Annotated in this window: 22 protein-coding genes; 10 read left to right on the top strand and 12 right to left on the bottom strand. The window is 65.3% G+C overall.

The features are described 5' to 3' along the window. The first annotated feature begins 90 nt into the window (after positions 1-90). Positions 91-312 (top strand): helix-turn-helix domain-containing protein, encoded by a 222-nt coding sequence (locus tag ACOZ9V_RS07310; protein WP_025780784.1) that lies wholly within the window; start codon positions 91-93, stop codon positions 310-312. Between the two features lie 37 nt (positions 313-349). On the opposite strand, the gene ACOZ9V_RS07305 is transcribed toward ACOZ9V_RS07310, so the two are convergent. Further along, complete coding sequence (locus tag ACOZ9V_RS07305) at positions 350-865, bottom strand: hypothetical protein (RefSeq protein WP_434594822.1); 516 nt, start codon at positions 863-865, stop codon at positions 350-352. 149 nt (positions 866-1,014) lie between these two features. On the opposite strand from ACOZ9V_RS07305, the gene ACOZ9V_RS07300 reads away from it, so the two are divergent. Further along, positions 1,015-1,917 carry a hypothetical protein gene (locus ACOZ9V_RS07300; RefSeq protein WP_434594820.1) on the top strand — a complete coding sequence of 301 codons (903 nt, stop codon included), beginning with the start codon at positions 1,015-1,017 and terminating at the stop codon, positions 1,915-1,917. Beyond that, positions 1,914-2,384 carry an Rv3235 family protein gene (locus ACOZ9V_RS07295; protein WP_139466776.1) on the top strand — a complete coding sequence of 157 codons (471 nt, stop codon included), beginning with the start codon at positions 1,914-1,916 and terminating at the stop codon, positions 2,382-2,384. The genes ACOZ9V_RS07300 and ACOZ9V_RS07295 overlap by 4 nt, the downstream gene beginning before the upstream one ends. 18 nt (positions 2,385-2,402) lie before the next feature. Here the strand turns inward: ACOZ9V_RS07295 and secA are convergent, their stop codons facing one another. From secA to mtrA, 7 genes are all read right to left on the bottom strand, one after another. Then, the gene (gene secA / locus ACOZ9V_RS07290) at positions 2,403-5,093 is read right to left on the bottom strand and encodes a preprotein translocase subunit SecA (protein WP_139907480.1); all 2,691 of its coding nucleotides are present in this window, start codon (positions 5,091-5,093) and stop codon (positions 2,403-2,405) included. 54 nt (positions 5,094-5,147) lie between these two features. Beyond that, positions 5,148-6,389, bottom strand: coding sequence for a winged helix-turn-helix domain-containing protein (locus ACOZ9V_RS07285; RefSeq protein WP_434594816.1), 1,242 nt, complete (start codon positions 6,387-6,389; stop codon positions 5,148-5,150). Positions 6,390-6,475: 86 nt separating this feature from the next. Then, complete coding sequence (gene hpf, locus ACOZ9V_RS07280) at positions 6,476-7,138, bottom strand: ribosome hibernation-promoting factor, HPF/YfiA family (protein WP_139470306.1); 663 nt, start codon at positions 7,136-7,138, stop codon at positions 6,476-6,478. A 66-nt stretch (positions 7,139-7,204) separates the two neighbouring features. Beyond that, positions 7,205-7,927 (bottom strand): ComF family protein, encoded by a 723-nt coding sequence (locus ACOZ9V_RS07275; protein ID WP_139470303.1) that lies wholly within the window; start codon positions 7,925-7,927, stop codon positions 7,205-7,207. A 140-nt stretch (positions 7,928-8,067) separates the two neighbouring features. After that, positions 8,068-9,798: an LpqB family beta-propeller domain-containing protein gene (locus ACOZ9V_RS07270; RefSeq protein WP_434594811.1), complete on the bottom strand. Its 1,731-nt coding sequence runs from the start codon at positions 9,796-9,798 to the stop codon at positions 8,068-8,070. Beyond that, positions 9,795-11,738 (bottom strand): MtrAB system histidine kinase MtrB, encoded by a 1,944-nt coding sequence (mtrB, locus tag ACOZ9V_RS07265; RefSeq protein ID WP_139907478.1) that lies wholly within the window; start codon positions 11,736-11,738, stop codon positions 9,795-9,797. The genes ACOZ9V_RS07270 and mtrB overlap by 4 nt, the downstream gene beginning before the upstream one ends. Beyond that, entirely contained in the window at positions 11,735-12,415 is a 681-nt protein-coding gene (gene mtrA / locus ACOZ9V_RS07260; RefSeq protein ID WP_062861422.1) for an MtrAB system response regulator MtrA, read from the bottom strand. The genes mtrB and mtrA overlap by 4 nt, the downstream gene beginning before the upstream one ends. A 343-nt stretch (positions 12,416-12,758) precedes the next feature. On the opposite strand from mtrA, the gene ACOZ9V_RS07255 reads away from it, so the two are divergent. The 5 genes from ACOZ9V_RS07255 to ACOZ9V_RS07235 are packed head-to-tail and all read left to right on the top strand — an operon-like array spanning position 12,759 to position 18,182. After that, a complete protein-coding gene (locus ACOZ9V_RS07255; RefSeq protein ID WP_434594807.1) occupies positions 12,759-13,808 on the top strand; it encodes a hypothetical protein in 1,050 nt (349 codons plus the stop codon). Further along, the gene (locus ACOZ9V_RS07250; RefSeq protein ID WP_434594805.1) at positions 13,805-14,533 is read left to right on the top strand and encodes a DUF4129 domain-containing protein; all 729 of its coding nucleotides are present in this window, start codon (positions 13,805-13,807) and stop codon (positions 14,531-14,533) included. Before ACOZ9V_RS07255 ends, ACOZ9V_RS07250 begins: the two co-directional genes overlap by 4 nt. Then, positions 14,530-15,789 (top strand): DUF4350 domain-containing protein, encoded by a 1,260-nt coding sequence (locus ACOZ9V_RS07245; protein ID WP_434594803.1) that lies wholly within the window; start codon positions 14,530-14,532, stop codon positions 15,787-15,789. The genes ACOZ9V_RS07250 and ACOZ9V_RS07245 overlap by 4 nt, the downstream gene beginning before the upstream one ends. Further along, positions 15,786-16,895, top strand: coding sequence for an AAA family ATPase (locus tag ACOZ9V_RS07240; RefSeq protein ID WP_434594800.1), 1,110 nt, complete (start codon positions 15,786-15,788; stop codon positions 16,893-16,895). The genes ACOZ9V_RS07245 and ACOZ9V_RS07240 overlap by 4 nt, the downstream gene beginning before the upstream one ends. Beyond that, positions 16,896-18,182 carry a DUF58 domain-containing protein gene (locus ACOZ9V_RS07235; protein ID WP_434594797.1) on the top strand — a complete coding sequence of 429 codons (1,287 nt, stop codon included), beginning with the start codon at positions 16,896-16,898 and terminating at the stop codon, positions 18,180-18,182. Positions 18,183-18,223: 41 nt separating this feature from the next. Here ACOZ9V_RS07235 and ACOZ9V_RS07230 read toward each other — a convergent pair whose 3' ends face one another. Continuing rightward, positions 18,224-19,222, bottom strand: a complete 999-nt coding sequence (locus tag ACOZ9V_RS07230; protein WP_434594795.1) for a stage II sporulation protein M — start codon at positions 19,220-19,222, stop codon at positions 18,224-18,226. Positions 19,223-19,335: 113 nt separating this feature from the next. On the opposite strand from ACOZ9V_RS07230, the gene ACOZ9V_RS07225 reads away from it, so the two are divergent. Further along, positions 19,336-20,160 carry an RDD family protein gene (locus ACOZ9V_RS07225; RefSeq protein WP_229663889.1) on the top strand — a complete coding sequence of 275 codons (825 nt, stop codon included), beginning with the start codon at positions 19,336-19,338 and terminating at the stop codon, positions 20,158-20,160. 120 nt (positions 20,161-20,280) lie between these two features. Here the strand turns inward: ACOZ9V_RS07225 and ahcY are convergent, their stop codons facing one another. The 3 genes from ahcY to ACOZ9V_RS07210 form a co-directional block, all read right to left on the bottom strand. After that, positions 20,281-21,741, bottom strand: coding sequence for an adenosylhomocysteinase (gene ahcY / locus ACOZ9V_RS07220; protein ID WP_434594792.1), 1,461 nt, complete (start codon positions 21,739-21,741; stop codon positions 20,281-20,283). A gap of 171 nt (positions 21,742-21,912) precedes the next feature. After that, the gene (gene manB / locus ACOZ9V_RS07215) at positions 21,913-23,397 is read right to left on the bottom strand and encodes a phosphomannomutase/phosphoglucomutase (protein WP_434594789.1); all 1,485 of its coding nucleotides are present in this window, start codon (positions 23,395-23,397) and stop codon (positions 21,913-21,915) included. Further along, entirely contained in the window at positions 23,394-23,750 is a 357-nt protein-coding gene (locus ACOZ9V_RS07210; protein WP_216656773.1) for a DUF3499 domain-containing protein, read from the bottom strand. Before ACOZ9V_RS07210 ends, manB begins: the two co-directional genes overlap by 4 nt. Positions 23,751-23,838: 88 nt before the next feature. Between ACOZ9V_RS07210 and ACOZ9V_RS07205 the strand changes: the two genes are divergently transcribed. Continuing rightward, positions 23,839-24,201, top strand: a complete 363-nt coding sequence (locus ACOZ9V_RS07205; protein WP_259356622.1) for a metallopeptidase family protein — start codon at positions 23,839-23,841, stop codon at positions 24,199-24,201. Positions 24,202-24,228 lie beyond the last annotated feature (27 nt).

Below are 24,228 nucleotides of genomic sequence, written 5' to 3'. Positions count from 1 at the left end.
GATGCCAAAGCAAGGTTTTTGGCCGAATGGACTAACAAGCAGATGGACATCTGGTGGCAGATGGACATTTGGAATGGGAGAAGACACCTCATGGCCGTCGAAAGTCGCTTCCTGCCGCTGACCGATGTGGCCGAGCTGCTCAATGTCTCGATCGCACAGGCTCGGGCCCTGGTCCGCTCCGGCGATCTCCGCGCCATCAAGGTCGGAGGGCGCGGCCAGTGGCGGGTCGAGAAGTCCGAGATCGAAGCGTATATCCAGCGCATGTACGAGCGCACCGAGTACCAGATCAAGACCGGTTCTATCGAGGACTGACCCACTCGCTTCGGCTCTGATCTCCAACATGAACGAGTCATCCGAAGGGATTCGTCCGGGCGTGGACGGCGTTGATCGCCGCGAAGGGAATGATCCTGCCAGCGATTTCGACATAGTCGGAAGCAACGAGCGCGCATCGCCCCCGAATGTTGCCCGCACGGTCCGCGACATCGATCGACACCTCTTCATAGGCGGCTGACCAGCGGCGCAGCGCCGATCCCAGGCCCAATCTCTCCAGCCCGCCAGCGTCGAATCGATGCACTCTCGTGGTCAGCCTGAATCCGCGGACAGCCCTGATTGCAATGACGGAGACTTCGACTCCGGCGAGGACGATGATGTTCCGACCGAGGAAGCACGCCGTCCCCGTGATATCCCGATCCGGCATCGTCACCTGCACCGTCGATCCCAGCGCCCCGCGCATCCGTTCGAGCAGAGTCCTCTCGGCCGCCTGACCGGCCACCTCGTCACCGAATTCGCCTCTCCTGACGTGCGCCTGCGCTGCCGCGTCGGCGGCTTCGATATCCGCCAGTAGTGCATCGATCCGATCGTCCATAATCGCCAAGCCTGCCCCAGCTGTAGTCCACTTTCAAGACTTGAAATGAAGACGCACCGAACTACAGTCATGTAGTTAGATCTGACCCATTGACACCAAATAACATCTAACGGCATCATTATGTTCAATATCCAATGGAGGATGTCTAGATGTATCTCTTGATCGCATGTGCGAGTTCGTGGCTGGTCCTGCTCGGTTCGTTCGCCGCTGCGTGGGAGCGGCTTCCTCAGCCGTGGACGACCAGCGACGTCGTTGTCATCGCCATCATCGGCACCGGATCGCTCCTGTTCGCACGGATCGGACTCATCTCTCTGCTGGCCCTGCTGCTGCAGGTCCTTCCCACCGGCCGTTTCCGATCGGCGCTTGCCGGATTGGTCGTCAAGGCAATGCCCCGGATACTCGCGTCGAGTGTTCTTGCCATCGTCTCTGCCGGCCTCGTGGTCCACTCCGCTCAAGCAGCACCGCTCGCTGGTCCCGGCCCTGACCCCGCATCGTCCGCACAGGCTCCTTCCGTCTCTGCGCCGTCTGCGCATACTCCGTCCGCCCCTGCCGACCCCGGCTGGCCGACGATCGACGATGATCAGAGCTCTGCGGACCCATCCGACGATGCGGGACGGTCTCAGGATGAGCAGCCGCCAGACGGTTCCAAGCCGCGTAAGGAATCCGAGCCACCCGACCGAGTCCGCCCGCCCGATCCCGGCTGGCCCACAGAACCGCCCGTAGACAGAGCGCCTTCAGCACCACCGACCGACCGGCCGTCGAACGGGCCGATGGAGGGGCCCGGCGAATCCGACCGGTCAGGCGAATCCGACCACAGCAGGGAGCCGAATGAGCCAGGCGACAGTGACTCTGCCGCCGAGCCTACGGATCCTGGAACCGCCACACATGTTGTGGCTCAAGGGGAGAGCCTGTGGTCGATAGCTGCCGATCTGGCCGAGACCCCAGAAGAGATCCCCCAGCTCGTCGCGCACGTCTATGCCGCCAATGAGGACACCATCGGACCCGATCCGAGCCTCATCATCGCAGGTCAGAGATTGGAGATTCAGAAATGACCGCCCCACTCACCCTCACTCGGCCGCAGGCGTCGGCACCGCCTCGGCGAGAGGTCGCAGCGTCGTCCACGGAATCGCAGAATCGCCGGGTCAGCGGGCAGGTCCGGGGCCTGGAAATCGCGGACGACCGGGCACGGATCGCGGCCACGGCCACCTCGTTGGCGGTAGCCTGCCTCGAAGTCCTCTCCGGCGTCAGACGCAGCGAGACGATCGCCCGATGGGTCCAACCGGAGCTGCTGGCGAAGATCGACCACCGCTGTCAGCTGCGCGCCGAGGTGGCACCCCACAGGGCGACCGTGCCAGGAACACGGACGGTGAGGCCGGGAACGGCGCACGTCTGCCAGATCAGCCCTGAGATCGCCGAGGTCACAGTCATCGTCGCCGCCGCAAATCGCGTCCGGGCGGTGGCAGTCCGCTTGGAACTGCTCACTACCCGGTGGACGCTGACTGCGCTGCAGACGATGTGAGCCGCTGTCGGCTCGGAGTCAGCTCTTGGCCTTCTTCTTCGCGCGACGTTCGGCGCGATTGACCGGAGCCGGCTCGTCTTCGTCTTCGGATTCGGAAACCGAGGCGGAACCACCCTCGGACGGCGCCGACAGCTGCATCTTGGGAGTCTTGTGACGCAGCTCCTCAGCGTCGACCTCGACCTCGGGTTCGTCACCATCGGAACCGGCCGATGAGGTCACCTGAACCTGCAGAGTATTGGTCAGGCGAACGACGTCCTCCTTGATCCCGTCCTGCATGGTAGTGAACATCTCGAAGCCCTCACGCTGGTATTCCACCAGCGGATCGCGCTGGGCCATCGCCCGCAGTCCGATGCCGTTCTTGAGGTAGTCCATCTCGTAGAGGTGCTCACGCCAGCGCTTGTCGATGACAGAGAGCACCACGCGGCGTTCGAGTTCGCGGGTGGCATCCTCTCCGAGTTCCTCTTCGCGCTGGGAGTAGAACAGTGCGATGTCGGACTGGATCTCCTGATTGAGGCGGTTCTTCGTCAGGTTGCCGAGGCCACCGAGTTCCTCGGCGAGGTCGTCGGGGGTGATCGACGGTGAGTAGATCTTTCCGAGAGCCTCGAAGAGCTCGTCGACCTGCCATTCCTCGACCGGTCCCGTCGTCGCCTGGGCGACATAGGCGTCGATGACCTCTTCACGGAAGTTCGCGACCTGATCTTCGAGGTCGGCGCCGTCGAGCACACGGCGGCGCTCATCGTAGATCACAGTGCGCTGACGGTTGAGCACATCATCGTATTTGAGCACGTTCTTGCGCTGCTCGGCATTGCGCTGCTCGATCTGCGACTGGGCCGAGAGGATGGCGCGGGAGACCATCTTCGATTCCAGCGGCACATCATCGGGCACGTTCGCTGTGGCCATGATCCGTTCGGCAGCCCCCGAACCGAAGAGCCGCATGAGATCATCGGTCAAAGACAGGTAGAACCGGGATTCGCCGGGGTCTCCCTGGCGGCCGGAGCGTCCGCGCAGCTGATTGTCGATGCGACGGGATTCGTGGCGTTCGGTGCCGAGCACATAGAGTCCTCCGAGCTCGACGACCTCTTCGGCCTCTTCCTTGACCTTGTCTTCGGCGGCCTTGAGCACCTCCGGCCATTCGGACTCGTACTGGTCCTCGTTCTCGGCGGGGTCGAGGCCTCGACGTTCCATTTCCGCGACCGCGAGGAACTCGGCGTTTCCGCCGAGCATGATGTCGGTACCGCGTCCGGCCATGTTCGTGGCCACAGTGACGGCGTTCTTGCGTCCGGCCATCGCCACGATCGACGCCTCACGGGCGTGGTTCTTCGCGTTGAGGACTTCATGCTTGACGCCGCGTTTGGCCAGGTGCTTCGACAGGTATTCGCTCTTCTCGACGCTCGTCGTGCCGACGAGGACGGGCTGTCCGGTCTCGTGGCGTTCGACGATATCGTCGACGACGGCGTCGAACTTCGCGACCTCGTTCTTATAGACGAAGTCGGACTGGTCGACACGTTGCATCGGCTTGTTCGTCGGAATCGGGACGACACCGAGCTTGTAGGTCGACATGAATTCCGCGGCTTCGGTCTCGGCCGTACCGGTCATTCCCGAGAGCTTTTCGTAGAGGCGGAAGAAGTTCTGCAGAGTGATCGTCGCCAGGGTCTGGTTCTCTGCCTGAACCTTCACCCCTTCCTTCGCCTCGATGGCCTGGTGCAGGCCCTCGTTGTAGCGGCGGCCCTTGAGCACACGCCCCGTGTGCTCGTCGACGATGAGGACTTCGCCGTCGAGGACGACGTAGTCCTTGTCCTTCTTGAACAGCTCCTTGGCGCGGATGGCGTTGTTGAGGAAGCTGATGAGCGGGGTATTCTCCGCATCGTACAGGTTGCCGATGCCCAGGTAGTCCTCGACGCGTTCGATTCCGGGTTCGAGGACGCCGACGGTGCGCTTCTTCTCATCGACTTCGTAGTCGCGATCGGTCTTCAGACGCTTGACGACCTTGGCGAATTCGCCGTACCAGCGGTTCGCATCGCCTTCGGCAGGACCCGAGATGATGAGCGGGGTGCGCGCCTCGTCGATGAGGATCGAGTCGACCTCGTCGACGATGGCGAAGGCATGACCGCGCTGGACGAGCTCGTCCGCGGACCAGGCCATGTTGTCGCGCAGGTAGTCGAAGCCGAACTCGTTGTTCGTGCCGTATGTGATGTCTGCGGCGTACTGCTTGCGGCGCAGGTCCGAGGGCATATTCGCCTGGATGCAGCCGGTCTCCATGCCGAGGAAACGGAATACGCGGCCCATCAGTTCGGACTGGTAGGTAGCCAGGTAGTCGTTGACCGTGATGATGTGGACCGGATCGCCGGTGAGCGCGTTGAGGTAGGCCGGGGCCGTGGCGACGAGAGTCTTGCCCTCACCGGTCTTCATCTCGGCGATGTTGCCCAGATGCAGGGCGGCGCCGCCCATGAGCTGGACGTCGAAGTGCCGCAGACCCAGGGTCCGGCTCGATGCCTCGCGAACGGTGGCGAAGGCTTCGGGAAGCAGGGAGTCGAGGCTCTCGCCGTCCTTGTAGCGCTCCTTGAACCGGCCGGTTTCCTCCCGCAGTTCGGTGTCCGTCATCTCGCTGAACTCATCGGACAGCTGATTGATGGCATCCGTGTATCGGCGGAGCTTCTTCAGAGTTCTGCCTTCACCTGTGCGCAGAAGCTTCTCGAGGAAATTAGCCACTTTTCTCCTAATCGGCATGTCTGCCGGACAACGACTCGAACGACTGTATAGCCCCTAGCTTAATGGCAGGTGAGTACCTTCGAGGTCCACGGCGGTCAGGCCCAGCCACGCAGCCATCGTCATGAGCTCGTCCGTCAGCTCGGTGATGTGCTCCTCCCCCGGCTCCCATGTCACCTGGTGAGCACGCAGGATGCCCGCCGCCCGATCCCTGTGCAGGTCGACTCGCCCGACGAGGCGATCACCGAGGAGGAACGGAGTGACGTAGTAGCCGTGCACACGCTTGGCCGCCGGGGTGTAGATCTCGATGCGGTAGTGGAAGTCGAAGAGCCATTCGATGCGCGGCCGGTAGAAGACCAAAGGGTCGAACGGCGCCAGCAGCGCTCGGGCATTCACGGTGCGCGGGGTCCGAGCCTCATGCCATTTCAAGGCGGGGACACCTTCGACGTCGACTTCGCGCAGCTCTCCTGAAGCGACGAGTTCGATGATGGCGGCGTCGGTCGGTGCCCGCCGCTGCCGAAAGTAGTCGGCGATGTCCTCGGACCGGGAGATCCCCAGGGCACGTGCCGCGATACGGGTGAGTTCGTAGACATTGTTTTCGACCCCGGATATTCCGCGTGGAAGCTCCGCATTCGGGTCCAGCCCCAGCCGAGGATCCTCCGGCGGCCCGTAATTCAATGGCAGCTGCGGCAGCTGGGGTGAGACGTCACGGGCCAGGGCATAGATGCGTTCGAAGTGGTCGTTGCGTCCCGAGGCGCTGATGACTCCACCGGCGAACAGCGCTTCGAGAGCGACTTTCACCTGGCTGGGATTCCAGCCCCAATGTCCGCGGTGGATCTCCGGCAGATCGTGGTCGACCACCTCGGCGACTTCACGTGCCGTCATCGGCCGGGTGGACAGGGCGGTGAGGACGCGAGTCTGGAGGTTTCGGAACTCCTCCCCGGTCTCCGGGTGGCGCTGTCCGAAGTCGTTGCGCCACCATTCGCTGTGGGCGCGGGCGAAGTGCTTCCATGTCTGCGGCGGCACGAAGGCCGCGGCGTGTGCCCAGTACTCGACGCCCATGCGCGGAGAAGAGTAGAAGAGGCGGTCGAGGGTCTCCCGCGGGTAGGGACCCAGACGAGAGTAGAAGGGCAGATAGTGGGATCGGACGACTCGGGCGACTGAGTCGATCTGGGTCAGTCCCAGGGTGGCGAAGACCTTCTTGAGGTGTCGGGCGGTGACCTTCACCGGTCGCGGTCGGTCCAGTCCCGTTGCCGCGATCGCCGTCCTGCGGGCCGCGGCACGTGTCATCCTCTGCATACCCCAACGCTATACCCCAATTGCTACCTGACGGCGGCCCAGCAACCTCGCGCGAGGTTGCTGGGCCGCCGTCAGGTAGTAATTGGTCAGTCGATGGCTTCTTCGAGGTCGTGGTCGAGGGCGATGACTCCGTAGCTCCAGCCCTTACGGCGATAGACGACGGACGGCTTGCTCGACTCTTCGTCGATGAACAGGTAGAAGTCGTGTCCGACGAGTTCCATTCTGTTCAACGCCTCTTCGATGCCGATGGGTGAGGCGGTGAAGGTCTTCTCTCGCAGAACCACCGGCGAATCGCCTTCGGCCTTGATGCGGCCGTTCGTCTGGTCGACGCTGTGGTCCGCTGCAGACTTCGCGTCGTCGGCGTTCGCATCGGGAACCATCGGTTCGGCCACCGGCATCTTCGCCAGCACCTCGGCGGTGGATTCCTTGCGGTGATGTCCCGACCGGGGCACCTTGTGCCGGTCTCTCGCTCGCCTCAGCCGTTCGACGAGCTTCGCCCATGCCAGATCGAGTGCCGCATATTTGTCGCTTGCCATGGCCTCTGCCCGAATTGCCGGTCCCTTCGCCACAACCGTGAGCTCGACCCGCTCACTCGTCTCGGGCTGGCGGGAGTTCTTCTCGTGAGTGACATGCACTTCGACACGCTGAGCGCGAGGGGCAAGCTGCTCGACCTTGGCGATCTTGTCCTCGATGTGGGCTCGAAAGCTGTCGGAGATGGTCAGTTGACGGCCGTTGACAACAATGTCCATGATGTGTCCTTAGCGACTCGCTCGTCGGATTCATCCGATCCCATGCCCTTGGATGGGTAAACACCGTTATACAGTAAAGGGAGAGACAAATCGAGTGCCCCCGCGACCGAGACCGAGAACAGCTCCTACAGCGGGCCTGATCTGCACCGATGCTAGCAGACGTGCGCTTTCTGCCAAGGTTGCGCCGGTGGTGGAGAAGTCATCGATGAGCAGGTCCGTCGGCGCGGATTCGGTGCCCGACACGGGACGGACTTCCGCGATCTCAGCGATTCTCCTCCGGTCGAGATATTGGGTCCGCTGAGCATTCTGAGCCCGCTCGATCGCCCCGAGTCCGACCTGGTCACGCGATCGTTTCGCCGCGAGCACATCGTGGACTTCCAGGGGCAGCTCCGGCGACAGCTCCTTCGCCCGATTCGCCAGGGCGGCCGTATGCGATCCGCCTCGACGACGTCTGGCCCGATCCGAACTGGGCGCCGGAAACAGTCGGATCGCCCCACCCGAGTAGCCGATGAGCTCGAGGGCCGCGACGATCGAACGGGTCAGAGCCAGGGCCAAGGGATCGAGGATGTCCCGGCGTCCGTCGTCCTTGAAACCGACGACCATCTTCGAGATCTGCGAGTTGTATTCGCAGACCCCGACGACCGGAATCGTGCCGTAGCGCGGTTCCATCGCCCGTGGGATCCCACCGAGCAGCTGCAGGCAGCGGGTGCACAGGGACACGTTCTCCCGCCCGCAGCCGGCACACCGGCGAGGCAGGAGCAGTTCGCCGAACTCCCCGAGCAGCCCCATGGGAGAAATCTACTGCATGCCCCGATCGGGGGGGGGCGGCGATGAGCCGCTTTCCAGAACAGCCGCGCACCGCCGCCCGACGGCCCAGCCGGGAGGGGAAAGGCTCCGTGGGTCAGCTGGGACAGGCAATGCTGTGCGGGTCAACCGGGATAGGAGGGATCCTTCGCTTCGACGTCGACAAGTTTCTGCCAGGCGTTCGAGTTGTAGCTGTACAGCGCGCCATCGGCACCGGTGACCAGGATCGAGCGTCCGTCCACTCCACCGGCGATGCGGCTTCCGTCCGAGACCTCACCGAGCTGTTCAGCAGGGCCGGTGACTCCGATGCGGAATGGCTGCGCTGATTCGCCTTCCTCTGCGGCCAGAGCCACGAGAGACGTCGCCCCTGCCCATGAGACATCCTTGATCTCGTGGAAGTTCGCACCCACTTCGATCGGCGTTTCAGAGACATGACCGGCCGGATTGCCCGCCTTGTCCCTGGGGATGCCGACCACATCGACGCGATCCGGTTCCCCTTTGTGGCGACTGAGCAGCGCGATACGAGTGCCGTCTTGGGAGACCTCGATATCGATGAGCTGTCGACCGTTGAGGAAGTCGGCGGCGACGGTGGAGGATTTGCCGTCACGACCGACGGCCTTGAGCTCGCCCTTGTTCTCAGCCTCACCCGTCCATGTCGTGTTGAAGCGATCGATGCTGGGGCGCACGAGCTTCTTGCCCTTGAGGATCGGAGTAGCGTCGACGGCGTCGGACTTCAACCGCATGAGCTGCTTGCCGTCGTCGGCCAGATAGACGTAGAGAGAGTCGTCCAATGACACCGCGGGATCGCTCGCCTTCGCCTTCTTCAGATTCGGACTGTTCTCGACCTTGGCCACGGTGGTGCCCGAGACCCGAGAGAGGTGGTCGTCGGCGAGAACCACGGGTGGCCCGTCCACCTGGACCGACGTATCGGTCTTCGGCTGCAGACTGGCCGGAACCGTCTGCCCGCCGATGCTCAGATCGATTGCCGAGATCGAGGGAATGACCTGCAGGGTGGTGGCGATCTGCTGACGGATAAGTCCCTTTTCGCGGTCGGACGGGGCCGGGTTCTGCGGTCCCAGGGCCACATTGGCGACGCCGTTCTCGATCGTCACCACGTTCGAATCCGAATCGCTGAGCTTGGCACCATCGGGAATCGACGTGATCACCGCTCCCGAGAGGTAGGGAGCGGGTCCGCTGAGCAGCTCGTTCATCAGCACCGTCGGGGTCGAGGAAGACCGGAGGAACCAGCGGGAGTCAGGGACGAGATACGAATAGTCGGAGGTGAAGAACTGCAGCGAATAGTTGAGGAAGATCGTCTGGAAGTCGGTCTGGCTGATGAGAAGCCCGTCCGGCGCCGAGGAGATCCTCCACTCCCCGTTCTCCTGCCGCAGCGAGAATTCCATCGTGGACCGAGTGCCCGGTTCGGTGGAGTTGTACACTCCGGAGGAGTCGACGAGACCGACGACCGGGGGCGAGATGCTCATCGTCTTCTGGTCGGAGGTGGTTCCGACGTTCAAGGAGTCGAGATCTGTGCCGTTGGGCAGCACCGACACCGATTCCTGTGGGCTCCATTTCTGCGCCTCACCCTCGGTGAGGAATGACCGGGCCACGGAGAAGTTGTTGCCGGCGCCCGCTCCTGCACGGAGGAACCCGCGCACGATGTCCGATGGGCTGTCCCCGGGTTCGGGACCGTCGGGGATCCGCGCGTTGTTCGCACCTGCATCGCCCGAGTCGTCTTCGATATGGCCGACAGGCGATGACGTCGGGATCGACGAGCAGCCGACGAGGGTCAAGGCGGTGAACACGGAGACCAACACGGTCTTCACTCGCAGCCCTCTGGGCTTCGTGCGCATCATGACCGTCCTCCTTCTCCGTCGTCCATGCCGTCACCGTCCAGGTCCGGATCGCCGACGTCCGTGGACCGCGGCCCAGTCTCGGCGGTGCCTGTCTCAGAGCCGTCGGCAGCCGCGCTGTCCGACTCGTCGGCGGCGGCCCCATCGTCCGAGACCGCCTCAAAGGAAGTCGTGGTCGTCTCCGGCGATGATGACTGAGGGGCCGCCTCGGCGACGGGTTCGTGGTCATCTTCGAGCATCTCCGGCTCGGTTTCGACGACGATCGGGATCGATCCGGTCTGGATGCGGACTGAGCCGTCCGAGGACAGCGGTCCCGCCACGAGCGCGGAACCGCGGATCTGCGCATCGCGAGGCGGCAGAGGCAGAGGTGAGGAGGTGATCTCCTGATCGGGGCGCCGGGGAATCGTCAGCCGGAAGCAGGATCCTTCGCCGAGTTTGCCCCAGACCTGCAGCCAGCCGTTGTGCAGGTGCGCGTCCTCGAGCGAGATCGCCAAGCCCAGACCCGACCCGCCGAGGGTGCGCTTGCGTGCCGGATCGGCACGCCAGAACCGGTCGAAGACGTGCTCGACCTGCTCTTCGTTCATGCCCACTCCGTGGTCGCGCACGCTCACAGCCACCGCCTCGGCGTTGGAGGCGACATAGACGTCGACGGGGTTGTTCTCACCGTGTTCGATGGCGTTGACGACGAGGTTGCGCACGATCCGGGTGATCCGCACCCGGTCGACCTCCGCCATGACCGGTGAGGAAGGAGCGTGGACGACGATGGCGGTGTCCATCTGTTCGGCCACCATCGACACGGTCTCGATCACCGAGGTCACGATCGCGCCGATATCGACGGGCTTGGGCACCAGCGCCGCGGCACCGGCATCGTAGCGGGAGATCTCCAGCAGGTCGGAGAGCAGGTTGTCGAACCGTTCTGCCTGCGAGTTGAGCAGTTCCGCGCTGCGCGCGGTGACGGGGTCGAGGTCGTCACGGGAATCGTAGATGAGGTCCGCTGCGGCACGGATCGTCGTCAGGGGTGTCCGCAGTTCGTGGGAGACGTCGGAGACGAACTGCCTCTGCAGCACCGACAGCCGTTCCATCTGCTCGATCTGGTGCTGGAGGGTGTCGGCCATATCGTTGAAGCTCTCACCGAGGACGGCGATCTCATCGTTGCCGTGGACGGGCATGCGTTCGTCGAGGTCACCATCGGCGATGAGCCGGGCCACCTCGGCCCCGGTGCGCACCGGTGTGACGACGAGTCGGGTGACGATCCAGGCGACGGCACCGACGAGGACGACGAGGACGAGGGCGGCGACGAACATCGAACGCTGCACGAAGTTGAGCGTGTCCTGCTGTTCGCTGAGGTCGCCGAGGTAGTAGAGCTGGAACTGGCCGGCGCCCGGGATCTGCAGCTCCTGGGTGATGAGCAGACCCGGTCCGGTCCCGTCGGGCAAGCTCACCGACTGGTAGAGCTTGTCGTCGGTCGGGGCCTTGCGGATGGCCTCGCGGAGTTCATCGGAGACGGGCACCTGCGTGGCCTCACCGTCCTCATTCGACCCACCGGCGGTGATCGTCGAGAAGGAGGAGTTCGGGTCCTTCGGCTGCAGGGTCAGCGAGTACACCGACCCGGCCGAACGGTTGTAGATCGAGGACAGCTGCGAACTCAGCGTGTCCTGGGTGACCGCCTGCCCGTCGACGGGTGCCAGGGAGCGCAGCTCGGCCAGGATCGACCGAGTCTGAGAGGACAGGGAATCCAGGCGGGTGTCGAAGAGACCGCGGGCGATCTGCTGGGACATATAGGTTCCGACGCCGAAGATCGCCACCGAAGTGAGCACGATCGTGAGCACGACGATGCGGACCTGCAGGGAGTGGCTGAACGATCGGAGGATGAAGTTCCAGAACGTCTTCAGTGCCGAGGCCGCGGTGCGAACGGGTCCGTCCGCGGCTGACTCGGAAGTCACGCGGCTCGGCCGGCCTTATAGCCGACGCCGCGGACGGTGACGATGATATCCGGCTTCTCCGGATCGCGTTCGATCTTCGACCGCAGACGCTGCACATGGACATTGACCAGTCGGGTGTCGGCGGCATGACGGTAGCCCCACACCTCTTCGAGCAGGGTCTCGCGGGAGAACACCTGCCACGGTTTGCGAGCCAGGGCGACGAGGAGGTCGAATTCGAGAGGGGTCAGCGACACCGGTGATCCGCCCTTGGTCACCGTGTGGCCGGCGACGTCGACGACGACGTCGCCGACGGTCAGCAGCTCGGGAGCCTGCGGTTCGGAGATCCGCAGCCGAGCGCGGACACGGGCGATGAGCTCCTTGGGCTTGAATGGCTTCGGCACATAGTCGTCGGCACCGGATTCGAGGCCGAGGACGACATCGACGGTGTCGGACTTCGCCGTGAGCATGATGATCGGCACCGAGGAGATCTCACGGATCTCCCGGCAGACTTCGAGTCCGTCCTTGCCGGGCAGCATGAGGTCGAGGAGCACGAGGTCCGGATTGACCTTCTGGAATTCTTCGAAGGCCTGGTCTCCGGTGGCGCAGAAGAAGGGCTCGAAGCCTTCGCTTTTGAGCACAATTCCGATCATTTCGGCCAAAGCCGTGTCATCATCAACTACGAGGATTCGAGCGTTCATGCTCCCATTGTCCCTTATGTTCGCGTGTTCTTCGGTTCCCGACACTCCTAGCCTATCGGGCGTTGTCGACTGCCTCATGCACCGGATCCGCCGACAGCGGAGACCGACGGTTCAGCTGCCGCGCCGCACGGCCCCCTGCAGCGGGCCATTCACTCCCCGAAGCCGACCGTCGGAACGGCCGCCCGACCTCCCTCCCGATCGCCTTTCCCGATCGCCCCTCAGACCAACCCCGAACCGTCCCCGGGCCGTTCCCCGACGGCCGGGATCGACACGGCCGACGCGCACCGAATCCGACAGGGAGGCCTCTCGGCACTTGCCGGCGAATCATGGCAGGATTGGCGTGATGGGACAGACGAATGCATGGACCTCGGAGGTCGACTGGCACACCGGCCGCTGGCAGCGGCGTTCGCCGTCCCCGCCCTCGCGCGGATGGCAGCCGCCTCCCCCACGCGGGCTCCTGCCCAAACGTCCGCTGACTTTCATCGAGGCGCTGGATTCGGGATTCCGCCTGCTGCGTTTCGTCCCGACTCTGTCCATCGGCTCCTCTCTCATCGTCTTCTCCCTCTGGAGCCTGCTGCTCGCCGCGATCGGTGCCCTCATCGCAGTGCAGTTCCTGCCGTTCTTCAACGACCTCAGCGGCAATGAGGATGCCGCCTCCGGTTTCATCGCCCTGGCCCAGCTGGGTTCGGTGGCACTCAGCCTGCTCAGCCTCGGTTTGGCCCATCTGCTCTCCGGCATCATCGCCACCGGAACCCGCGCCTCCTTCGGCGCCCGCAGGACCACTCTGTCGATGGCGTGGAAGTCCCTGTCCGGTCGCCGCCTGCGCCTCATCCTGGCCACACTGCTGATGAGTGGAATCAACCTCGGCCTGCTGCTGGCCCTCACCGCCCCGACGCTGCTGTTCCTCGGCGCCGATTCGGCGATCCTCGCCTTCGTCTGGGCCGCATTGGCCGCGCTGCTGTGGTTCGTCGCGCTCATCTGGGTCAACCTGCGCCTGGCGTTCCTGGGTTCGGCGATCGCGGTCGAGGACCTGAGCGTCCGTGCCGGAATCCGCCGGTCTTGGAAACTGACCGGGCGCGGCTTCTGGCGAATGCTCGGCCAGCTGGCGCTCGGTTATTTCCTGTCCAATCAGCTCGTCCAACTCATCATCACACCGATCGTCTTCATCATCTCGGTTCTCCTGGGCCTCGGCATGACGACGACAACCGAGTCGACGACGGCGCAGGCGGCCATCGCCATCGTCTCCGTGGGTCTGCTGCTCGCACTCACGCTCATCTCCTCCGCCGTCCTCTTCGCCTATTTCGCCTGCCTGGTCACGGTCTGCTTCTTCGATCAGCAGATGCGCTCGGAGGGGCTCGACCTCGTCCTAATCCGCGCCGAGGAGGACCGATGATCCTCTCCCCCATCACCGAGGCGGCCCGCCACCTCCACACCGCCGCGTCCTCCCAGCCGGGCGCGGCACAGCTTCGCGCCGCCTCGGCGAATATCGACCGGGACACCGGCCGCGAATGGGTAGAGCACGAACTCTCGAAACCGGAATACGCCGCCAACGACCTCACTCCCTTGGAACGGATCGGCCGGTGGCTGTCCTCCCTGTGGGATTCGCTCGTCAGCGCCGCCCTGGGCGCGAACTCCCCGTGGCTGCTCATCGTCGTCGTCCTCGGCCTCGCCGCGATCGTCGTCTTCATCGTCTGGCGCGTGCGTCGGGCCGGATTCCGCCGTGTCGGCGTCCCGCTGTCCGCATTCGACCCCGTCGTCTCCCAGCCAGAACCGGGCCCGTGGCGCGAGAGCGCGGCCCGCGCCGCGCAGGCCGGGGACTTCGAAACCGCGGTCATCGACGAATCCCGAGCGATCTTCGCGGTCCTGTCCGTCAAGCAGATCGTCTCGCTCGAGTCCTCGGCCACAGCGAGTGAGATCGCCCGTTCCGCCGAGGCGACCCTGCCCGAGCACGGACCCGCCGTCCACGGGGTGGCCGAGGTCTTCAACGACCTCCGCTACGGGGAGGAGACCGCGGCGAAGACACGCGCCGACCGCAGCCTCGGCGAGGTCTATGCGGATCTGTGCGCTCTCGACCGGGCGCTGAGCGCACTTCCGGTCCGCCGGGAGGCAGCTGTATGAGCGCACAGTTGGATGTCGCCGCCCGCGGCACCCGGTCGACCTCACGGGTTCCGCTGCGCGCTCGGCTGCGCTCGGCTGCCGTGTGGATCGTCGCGGCCTTCGTCATCCTCGTCACCGTGATCGTGCTCGTGCTGCTGACCGGCGACGAGGAGTCCGCAGAACCCCTGCACTATGACTCGACGGAGCGCACCGGCACGAAGGCCCTCGTCGAGACCCTGGGCGACCATGACGTCGATGTCACCACCACCGAGGATCAGGAGCAGGCCCGCTCGGCCGCCGCCCGACCCGACACCACCCTGCTCATTCCCGCGAATACCGCGGCTCTGTCCCCCGGGGACATCGCCGGCCTCGAGTACGCTCTGCGCACCCACGGCAACCGACTCGTCCTCGTCGATCCCGGTCCGACGGTGTCGGAGTTCACCGACCGGATCACCGTCAACGACAACCTCAGCCCGTTGGCCGATCCGGAGGCCACGTCCGCACCGTCCTGCGACTCACCGATCGCCCACAGCGCCGGTGCCGTGACCACCGGCGAGGTCGAATACGCGGAGGCGAAGAAGGGCACCGAGGGGATCACTGCCTGCTACCCGTTCACCGGCCCCGGGGTCGCTGAGATCGACGGCACCGAGGTGGCCCCCGGGTCTGCGCGCGGACAGTTCCTCACCGATTCGGGCGGTTCCGTCCCGCTGACCGTGCTCGGCAACCCCGACTGGGTGACCAATGAGAACATCGACGAAGAGGGCAATGCCTCTCTCGTGCTCTCGCAGCTGTCCCAGACGCAGAACCTCGTCGTCTACTATCCGACCTTCGACGGTTCGGGACAGGGGCAGTCGCCTCCGTCGACGATCGATTTCGTGCCCGGCTGGTTCCTCGCAGGAGTCCTGTGGCTGGTCCCCTGCCTCCTCGTCCTGCTGCTCGTCATCGGGCGCCGGTTCGGGCCGCTGGCTCTCGAACGTCTGCCGGTCATCGTGCCTGCCGTGGAGACCGTGCACGGTCGGGCAGCCCTGAGCTCGCGCAGCCACGATCGCGACGGGGCGCTGCACACGCTGCGGGCCGGAGCCCTGCTGCGCATCGCCAAACGACTTGGTCTCAGCCCCGATGCCCGGACACCCGACATCATCGCTCGCATCGCGACCGTCACCGGGGCCGATCCGGGCCGTCTCCACTATGTCTTCGTCTCCGCGTCGGCTCACACCGATGCGGAACTCACCGAACTCGTCCATCAGCTCACCCAGATTGAAAGTGAGATCCCATGACCCAGCCGCCCCAGGGCCCCACGAATCCTCAGGAACCGGTTGCCTCTCACCCTCCGGCCGCACCTCGGCCCCAGGAGCCGGCCGCACCTCGGCCCCAGGAGCCGGTCGCGCCGCAGACCCCTGCTGCGGACAGCGCGCAGGCTCCGCAGGCTGAGCCGGACCCGCTCCGGGAGGCGTTCACCGGTGTGCGCACCGAGATCGCCAAGGCCGTCGTCGGCCAGGACCAGGCAGTGACGGGAATGCTCATCGCACTGCTGTGCCAGGGTCACGTGCTTCTCGAAGGGGTTCCCGGAGTGGCGAAGACTCTGCTCGTGCGCAGCTTCGCCGCCGCGGTCAGCCTGGACAGCTCGCGTGTGCAGTTCACTCCCGACCTCATGCCCAGCGATGTCACCGGTTCGCTGGTCTACGACGCGTCCGCCTCGGACTTCTCATTCCGTCCCGGCCCGGTGTTCACGAACATCCTCATCGCCGATGAGATCAACCGCACCCCGCCGAAGACCCAGTCGGCCCTGCTCGAGGCGATGGAGGAGCATCAGGTGTCCGTCGGGGGACGCTCACGGAAGCTGCCCGAACCGTTCCTCGTCGCAGCCACACAGAACCCCGTCGAATACGAAGGCACCTATCCGCTCCCGGAGGCTCAGCTCGACCGGTTCCTCTTCAAGCTCGTCCTCAACCTGCCCGAACGGGATCACGAATTCGAGATTCTCGACCGTCACGCCCGAGGCTTCGACGCCGGATCCCTGGCCGCGGCAGGTCTGCGTCCGGTCGCCGATGCCGAACTCATCGGCCGGGCCCGCGAAGCCATCGCCAAGATCTACATCGCCCCGCAGATCATCACCTATATCGTCGACCTCGCCCGAGCCACCCGCCAGACCCCGTCCCTGGCCTTGGGCGTCTCACCTCGCGGAGCGACGAGGATGCTCGGAGCCGCCCGCGCTCATGCGTGGCTGAGCGGTCGGCACTATGTCACCCCCGATGACGTCAAGGCTCTGGCCCATATGTCGCTGTCGCACCGGGTCATCCTGCGCCCCGAGGCGCAGATGGACGGTCTGGACGTCGGTCAGGTCCTCGACTCGATCATCGCCACGACCGAAGTGCCCCGCTGAATGACCACCCGACTGTTCCTGCTCACTCTTCTCGGCCTAGTGCCCGTCATGCTGGTGCCCACATGGCCGACGGCCTTGATCGTGGCCGGTATGATCGTCCTGGCAGCGGTCCTCGACTTCTTCTTCGTTCCCCGGATCCACGGTTTGGAAGTCCAGCGCACACCGGGACCGATGGTCCGCCTCGGCGACAGCACCCACAGCACGCTAACTCTCATCAATGGGACCAGCCGCCGGCTGCGCCTCCACGTCCGCGACGCCTGGGCACCGAGCGCCGGGGCGGTCGAGACCCGTTCTCGTCACGTGCTGGAACCGGGCGAGCAGACAGAGGTGATCACCGAGCTGGAGCCGACGCGACGCGGCGCGCTGCCCGGCGATCTGGTGACCGTGCGCAGTCGCAGCAGGCTCGGGCTGATCCATCGGCAGAAGAGCATCGATGTTCCCGCCTCTGTGCGTGTTCTGCCACCTTTCGTGTCCCGGAGGGAGCTGCCGTCGAAGACGCAGAAGCTGCGGGAGCTCGAGGGGCGGTCCGCGGTGATGATCCGCGGAATGGGCACGGAATTCGATTCGCTGCGCGACTACGTCGACGGTGACGATGTCCGGTCGATCGACTGGCGAGCCAGCGCCCGCGCGCAGAATCTCGTGGTCAAAACCTGGCGACCGGAGAAGGATCGTCGCGTCGTCATCGTCGTCGATTCCTCCCGGTTCGCCGCCCGTCGCTGTGGTGAGGGAACGGTCTTCGACGCCGCGCTCGAGGCGTCGCTGCTGTTGACGGCTCTGGCCACGGGTGCCGGCGATCGAGTCGATGTCATCGTCGCCGATGCCCGGGTGCGGGCAGTCGCGTCGAGCCATCGGGCTCATGATCCGGTCCATGAACTGTCGGTGGCGCTGACGCCTGTGTACCCGGAGCTCTACGAGGCGAACTGGGAGTCGATCGCCGCTGCGGTTCTGCAGACCTCCCGGCAGCAGGCGCTCGTCGTCTTGGTCACTCAGCTCGATGAGGCGACCATCGGAGAGGACGTCCTGCCAGTGTTGCCGACTCTCACGGCACACCACCGGGTCGTCGTCGCCGGAGTCGAAGATCCCGCACTTGCGGACCTGGCTGCCCGGCGCGGCGACGCCGACGACGTATATACGGCGGCGGCCGCCGAGGCCGAGATGCTCGCGACGGCGTCGCTGCAGTCTCGGCTGCGCGGACTCGGCATCTCCTCCGTCCAGGCTCTGCCGGAGAAGCTTCCCGGAGCGTTGGCCGATCTCTACATCCGGCTCAAGGTCTCCGGCGGGCTGTGACCACGACCCCGCTCAGCGGCGAACTGTCAGCGACAATCTGATCAGCGGTCGGTGGAGATGACCGAGTATCCGGCCTGATGCTCGTCGAGATCGGCGCTGAGTCCGGCTGCGGCGGCACGCTTGCCGAAGTACCACGCGTAGACGACGACAGCCGCGGTATACGCCACTCCGATGGCGATCTTGACCGCCGGCGGAATCGGGTTCGGGGTCACGAAGCCCTCGATGAGTCCCGAACCGAACAGCAGCAGCACGAGACCGCCGGCGACGACGAGCAGCGACCGAGCCTCGGAGGCGAGCTTGTCGCGGCGCAGCCTGGGACCCGGCACCACCCAGGCGAAGAAGAGACGCAGACCCGCGGCAGCGGCGAGGATGATGCAGCTGATCTCCGGGATCCCATGGGGCAGGATGTAGAGGAAGAAGTCGGAGGCCCGGTCGAACTCGAACATCATCGCTCCGGAGAAGCCGACGTTGACGGCATTCGAGAACAGTCCGACGATGACATAGCCGCCCGTGATGCCGAGGAGGACGAACTGAACGGCGATCCACGCGTTGTTCGTCCACACGCCGACGGCGAAGAAGCCGTTCGGGTTCTCTTTGTAGTAGTCGACGAAATCATGTTCGGCGAACTGCCGTCGGAACTCTCGATCCCCGAAGGTCTCGAGCACTTCCGGATGCGATCCCGCCCAGATGCCCGACAGGACGGCGACGGCGAGGAATCCGGCGGCCACGATGACGAAGTCCCATCGCAGCCGGTACAGCGACAACGGCAGACCGATGACGAAGAACCGTCCGAGCCCGGACAGTCCTCCGCTGGGCACGGACGAGAGATGATTGCGGGAGCGGTGGACGATCGCCGAGAGCCGAGCGGCTTCGAGAGAGTCGGGAGCCACCGTCGTGATCCGCGACAGATCCTTCGACGCGGTCCGGTAGAGCTCGAGGAAGCGGGTCGTCTGCTCGGGTGTCAGCGTGTTCTTCTTCGCCAATGCCGAGAGCTCCAGCCAGTCATCGCCGTGCAGCTGGGCCAGCAGGTTCGGATCCATCCCTCCACCCTATCGGAGACGACGCCTCGGCACCTCCGATGCAGAGAGAGGCACACGGCAAGCTCTCGGCGAAACGACCGCCTCGGAACGCGGCAGTATGACACGATGGTCGGGTGAGTACTCTGATCACCGGTGAAGCCGTCGAACTCAACGTCCAACCGGCCGCTCTCGCTGCGCGGGCATTGAGCTGTCTCATCGACTACATCGTCTATTCGCTGGTGAATGTCGGTCTGCTCATCGCCATGTTCTGGCTCATGCTCAAGGTGCTCGATCTCAACGGACTGCTTCTCGGCTCACTCATGACCGTGATGACGATCTTCGTGTTCGTGCTGCTGCCGATGCTCGTCGAAGTGCTCAGTCACGGTCGTTCGCTGGGCAAGCTCATCCTCGGGCTGCGCGTTGTTCGCGACGACGGCGGTGCGGTGCGGCTGCGCCATTCCTTCATCCGCGCTCTGCTGTGGCCGTTCGAGATCGTGTCCAGCGGCGGCGGCATCGCGGCTCTGTCCGGTCTGCTCTCACCGCAGGCCAAGCGCCTCGGCGACTATCTGGCCGGGACCATCGCCGTCAGCGAACGCAGCCGACCTCTGCCGCCCATGCACACCCATGTGGCCCCTCATCTGCACGAATGGCTGAACCGCACAGACGTGACAGCGATCCCCGATGGTCTGCATCGGCGCATCGTCGCGTTCCTCGCCATGGCGCCCCAGCTCGGTGCGGAGTCGAGGTGGCAACGAGCGATCGAGCTCGCCACCGAGCTCAATCCCTATGTGGCTCCGGCCCCGCCGGAGGGAACGTTTCCCGAACAGTTCCTATCCGCAGTCATCCATCGGCAGCGCATCGCCGAAGTCGAGAAACAGCGCCGTCGGAGCGACCGTGCGAACGCTTTCCGGTCCGGAGTCGAGACGCTCCCCCACGGCCTCAGCCTCACCCGCCGCTGACGACGCAGTCTGACTGTCCGCCGCTGACACCGCGGCTCGACTGCTCTCGGTCGACGGAGCGGTCCCGGACTGCGACCGGGTTCGCCCGCTCCGCCGCCGGACCGAACCGGCAGTGCTCGATCAGTACCGGTAGTGCTCGGGTTTGAACGGTCCTGCCACGTCGACGCCGATGTACTCGGCCTGTTCCTTGCTCAGTTCGGACAGCTTCGCCCCGAGCGCCGGCAGATGGAGGCGTGCCACCTTCTCGTCGAGTTCCTTCGCCAGCCGATGCACCGAGTTGCCGTAGTCATCGTGGGCGTGCCACAGCTCGATCTGGGCGAGCACTTGATTGCTGAATGACGCACTCATCACGAACGACGGATGACCGGTGGCGTTGCCCAGGTTGAGCAGGCGCCCTTCGGAGAGGACGAGGAAGTCCGTGCGGTCGCGACCGAGTCCCGCCTCGGCGGGCACGGGCACGCTCCACTCGTGGACCTGCGGTTTGATCTCGATCTTCTCCACTCCGGGCAGGCGGGACAGCCCTGCCAGATCGATCTCCTCGTCGAAGTGACCGACGTTGCCGACGATTGCGCCGGGTTTGAGCGTCTGCAGCACATCGACGTCGAGGACCCGGGTGTTTCCGGTCGTGGTGATGATGATGTCGGCCTGGGGAGCCACCTCGGCGAGGAGGTCGACCTGGTAGCCGTCCATCGTGGCCTGCAGCGCACAGATCGGATCGATCTCGGTCACGATGACGCGCGCACCCTGTCCGCGCAGCGCTTCGGCGGCACCCTTGCCGACGTCGCCGTAGCCGATGACGACGGCGATCTTTCCACCGATGAGGACATCGGTGGCGCGGTTGAGTCCGTCGGGCAGCGAATGGCGGATGCCGTAGCGATTGTCGAACTTCGACTTCGTCACCGAGTCGTTGACGTTGATGGCAGGGAACGGCAGAGTCCCCTGTTCGGCGAGGCGGTAGAGGCGGTTGACTCCGGTCGTCGTCTCCTCGCTCACGCCCTTGATTCCGGCGGCCAGACGGGCGAAGCGTCCGGGGGCCGATTCGATGGACGCGGCGATCTGCTTGAGCAGGACCTTGAACTCCTCCGAGTCCTCGGCGCCGGCGGTGGGCACTCCCCCGGCGGCTTCGAATTCGGTGCCCTTGAGCACGTACATGGTGGCGTCGCCGCCGTCGTCGAGGATGAGGTTCGGTCCGTCCGCGAAGTCGAAGATCTTGTCAGCGGCCCACCAGTACTCTTCGAGGGTCTCGCCCTTCCATGCGAAGACGGGGACGCCGGCCGGGGCTTCGGGAGTGCCGGAGCCGACGACGACGGCCGCTGCGGCCTCGTCCTGCGTGGAGAAGATATTGCAGCTGGCCCACCGGACGTCTGCACCGAGGGCGACGAGGGTTTCGATGAGGACAGCGGTCTGCACGGTCATGTGCAGGCTGCCGGCGATGCGGGCCCCGGCCAGCGGAGCCGTCGAGGCGTATTCCTCCCGCAGCGCCATGAGGCCCGGCATCTCCCTTTCGGCGAGCCGGATCTGGTGTCGGCCGGCCTCGGCCAAGCTGAGATCGGCGACCTTGAAGTCAGTGGAATCGAGCACGGTACCTCCATACGGCGGGCTGTCTGATCGGCTTCGAGTCTATTGCCGGGCAGGCGGCTTGTCGCGTCATGCTCGTTCTGCGGACAGCGAAGACTGTCAGCAAGCGGTCATATCCTGACTGCCCTAATTCCGAGAAACGGAAGCAGAGGACCGGTTGCCGTCGATCCGGCTTCAGGCGTGAGCGTTGACGAAGTCCGTGACTCGGCGGGTGAGCGCGTCCACCTGCGCCGAATCCGCGGCTTCGACGTTGAGTCGGACGAGGGGTTCGGTATTGGACTTGCGCAGGTTCACCCACCAGTCCGCACCCTGCAGGCCGATTCCGTCGAGGTCGTCGACGGTGTTCTCTGGGAAGTCTCCGGCATGTGCGGCGAAGTCGGCGAGCACAGCGTCGGGGTCGGCGACGGTGAAGTTGATCTCCCCCGACTGCACGAACCGGTCATAGTCGGCAACCAGACGGGAGGCGGGGGCGCGTGATTCGGCGAGGGCGGCGATGAGGTGACAGGCGGCGAGCATTCCCGAGTCCGCCCCGAAGAACTCGTCGAAATAGAAGTGCGCGGAGTGTTCGCAGGCGAAGACGGCTCCGGTTTCGCGCATGAGCGTCTTGATTCCCGAATGGCCGACCTTCGACCGCAGTGCGTGTCCGCCGGCGGCGGTGATCGTCTCGGCTACGCTGCGGGAGGTGATGAGGTTGTGGATGACGGTGGGTCGGTCGTCGCCGAGTGCCCGGGCCCGTGCGATCTCGCGTTCGGCGACGAGTGCGCCGACGGCCGAGGCCGACATCGTCGCGCCTGTCTCGTCGATGAAGAAGCAGCGGTCGGCGTCCCCGTCGAAGACGAGCCCGAGATCGGCGCCGTTGTCGACGACAGCGCGTGCCGCGTCGACGAGGTTCTCGGGTTTGAGCGGGTTCGCCTCGTGGTTGGGGAACGTCCCATCGAGTTCGGTGAAGAGGCCGATGACGTCGAAGGGCACCGAGGCGGCTCCCGCATCCGTGCCGAAGACCTCCCCGAGGAGGCGCCCGGCCATGCCGTTTCCGGCGTCGAGCACGATCGACAGTCCCGTGACCTCATCGACGTGGGTGAGCTCGCGGATCCGTGCCGCGTACTGCTCCCGCATCCGGGATGCGGCAGTCTCATCTTCGGCGATGGTCCGACCGTCGGTCTGCGGTGCGGTGATCGCGAGTTCTCTGACTCGCGAGAGCCCGGAGGCCAGGCTGACTCCGGCGGCGCGAGGTCCGCAGATCTTGATCCCGTTGTAGTCGGCGGGATTGTGGCTGGCCGTGATCATGGCGCCGGGCAGTTCGAAGATGCCCGAGGCGAAATAGAGCTGATCGGTCGAGCACAGGCCGAGCAGGACGGCTGTCGAGCCGGCCGCGTCGACTCCCGCGGCGAAGGAGTGGGCGAAACCGGGAGAGCTCGGGCGCATATCGTGGCCGATGACCACCTCGGAGGCGGTGTGGATCTCTGCCATGGCTCGGGCCGTGGCCCAACCGAGGGCGAACAGGATGTCGTCGTCGAGCTGGTCGGGAATGCGACCGCGGATGTCGTAGGCTCCGACGGCGGCGTCGAGGGCAGCCGTCCGGGCTCGTCCGAGTTCGGAGTCGGTCGGAATCTGCTGTGCGGGTTCGATTCGGGTCGAGTCCGGCTCGCGGTGGCTCATGAGTCGCCGATGATGCGCAGGTGACCGTGTCGACGTCCCGAAGCGGCCGGATCGTCGGCCGGTCCCGGTGCGTTCCGGGCCGGGGTCTGATCGGCGCGATCGGCGGCCTCGCGGACGGCGTCGGCGATCGCCAGCAGGTCGTCATGGCTGCGTTCGGGCGGGGCCTGCCCGGAGTCGATCCGGATGAGCTGCCAATCCACGGGCGGGGTCAGCTTCGCCGCATGTTCGGCGCACAGGTCATGAGCGCCCGGTTCGGCGCGCCTGCCCAGAGGTCCGATGACCACGGTCGCATCGGCGTGCACGTACGTCATGGTGGCGGCGGCGGGGCGCGAACAGCTGACTTTTGAACACATTCTCACGGCTGACACAGTCCCACACTCTACACGCCGCATCCCGCCGATTCGCTCAGGCACGGCGGCACCGCACGTAGAATGAAGTGCTATGAGACCAAGGCGACATCGCGACCGACATGGGCGGGGTCTGCGGTCTCCGCTGCACCGGGCCGAGGTGCCCGCGCGGCTGAGTCGGGCGGAGAGTTTTGCGAAGGTCGCGGCCGCCGAGTTCGCCCGCATGCGCAGGCACGAGCCCGTCCTCCTCGCCGAGGTGGTGCTGGCGGTCGATTCCGTCCCACCGGCGAGTTCGACAGAACCGAGCTTCGGCCGTGTGTTCCCGGCGGCCGGGGACCGTCCCACCCATATCGTCCTCTATCGGCGGGTGATCGAAGATCATGCCGGCAGTGACGTCCGGGATGCGCTCATCGCCGAGGTGGTGGCGGACCAGGTCGATATCCTCCGTCGCACCTGAGATCCGCAGTCACCGCAGGGTCCTGGT

Source organism: Brevibacterium sp. 1718, assembly GCF_051131255.1.
GTDB classification, from domain to species: Bacteria; Actinomycetota; Actinomycetes; order Actinomycetales; family Brevibacteriaceae; genus Brevibacterium; species Brevibacterium sediminis.
The sequence above is the reverse complement of the archived record's forward strand: the minus strand, read 5'-3'. Positions and strand labels throughout refer to the sequence as shown.

Bases quoted from the DNA above. Each gene is read 5' to 3' on its own strand.
- ACOZ9V_RS07250 (WP_434594805.1), top strand. From the start codon at position 13,805: ATGATCCTCTCCCCCATCACCGAGGCGGCCCGCCACCTCCACACCGCC.
- ACOZ9V_RS07275 (WP_139470303.1), bottom strand. From the start codon at position 7,927: ATGGGGCTGCTCGGGGAGTTCGGCGAACTGCTCCTGCCTCGCCGGTGT.
- manB (WP_434594789.1), bottom strand. From the start codon at position 23,397: ATGAGCCACCGCGAGCCGGACTCGACCCGAATCGAACCCGCACAGCAG.
- ACOZ9V_RS07210 (WP_216656773.1), bottom strand. From the start codon at position 23,750: ATGTGTTCAAAAGTCAGCTGTTCGCGCCCCGCCGCCGCCACCATGACG.
- ACOZ9V_RS07285 (WP_434594816.1), bottom strand. From the start codon at position 6,389: ATGCAGAGGATGACACGTGCCGCGGCCCGCAGGACGGCGATCGCGGCA.
- ACOZ9V_RS07205 (WP_259356622.1), top strand. From the start codon at position 23,839: ATGAGACCAAGGCGACATCGCGACCGACATGGGCGGGGTCTGCGGTCT.
- ACOZ9V_RS07235 (WP_434594797.1), top strand. From the start codon at position 16,896: ATGACCACCCGACTGTTCCTGCTCACTCTTCTCGGCCTAGTGCCCGTC.
- ACOZ9V_RS07270 (WP_434594811.1), bottom strand. From the start codon at position 9,798: ATGATGCGCACGAAGCCCAGAGGGCTGCGAGTGAAGACCGTGTTGGTC.
- ACOZ9V_RS07295 (WP_139466776.1), top strand. From the start codon at position 1,914: ATGACCGCCCCACTCACCCTCACTCGGCCGCAGGCGTCGGCACCGCCT.
- hpf (WP_139470306.1), bottom strand. From the start codon at position 7,138: ATGGACATTGTTGTCAACGGCCGTCAACTGACCATCTCCGACAGCTTT.
- ACOZ9V_RS07300 (WP_434594820.1), top strand. From the start codon at position 1,015: ATGTATCTCTTGATCGCATGTGCGAGTTCGTGGCTGGTCCTGCTCGGT.
- mtrA (WP_062861422.1), bottom strand. From the start codon at position 12,415: ATGAACGCTCGAATCCTCGTAGTTGATGATGACACGGCTTTGGCCGAA.
- ACOZ9V_RS07240 (WP_434594800.1), top strand. From the start codon at position 15,786: ATGACCCAGCCGCCCCAGGGCCCCACGAATCCTCAGGAACCGGTTGCC.
- ACOZ9V_RS07255 (WP_434594807.1), top strand. From the start codon at position 12,759: ATGGGACAGACGAATGCATGGACCTCGGAGGTCGACTGGCACACCGGC.
- ACOZ9V_RS07230 (WP_434594795.1), bottom strand. From the start codon at position 19,222: ATGGATCCGAACCTGCTGGCCCAGCTGCACGGCGATGACTGGCTGGAG.
- ACOZ9V_RS07245 (WP_434594803.1), top strand. From the start codon at position 14,530: ATGAGCGCACAGTTGGATGTCGCCGCCCGCGGCACCCGGTCGACCTCA.
- ACOZ9V_RS07305 (WP_434594822.1), bottom strand. From the start codon at position 865: ATGGACGATCGGATCGATGCACTACTGGCGGATATCGAAGCCGCCGAC.
- ACOZ9V_RS07310 (WP_025780784.1), top strand. From the start codon at position 91: ATGGCCGTCGAAAGTCGCTTCCTGCCGCTGACCGATGTGGCCGAGCTG.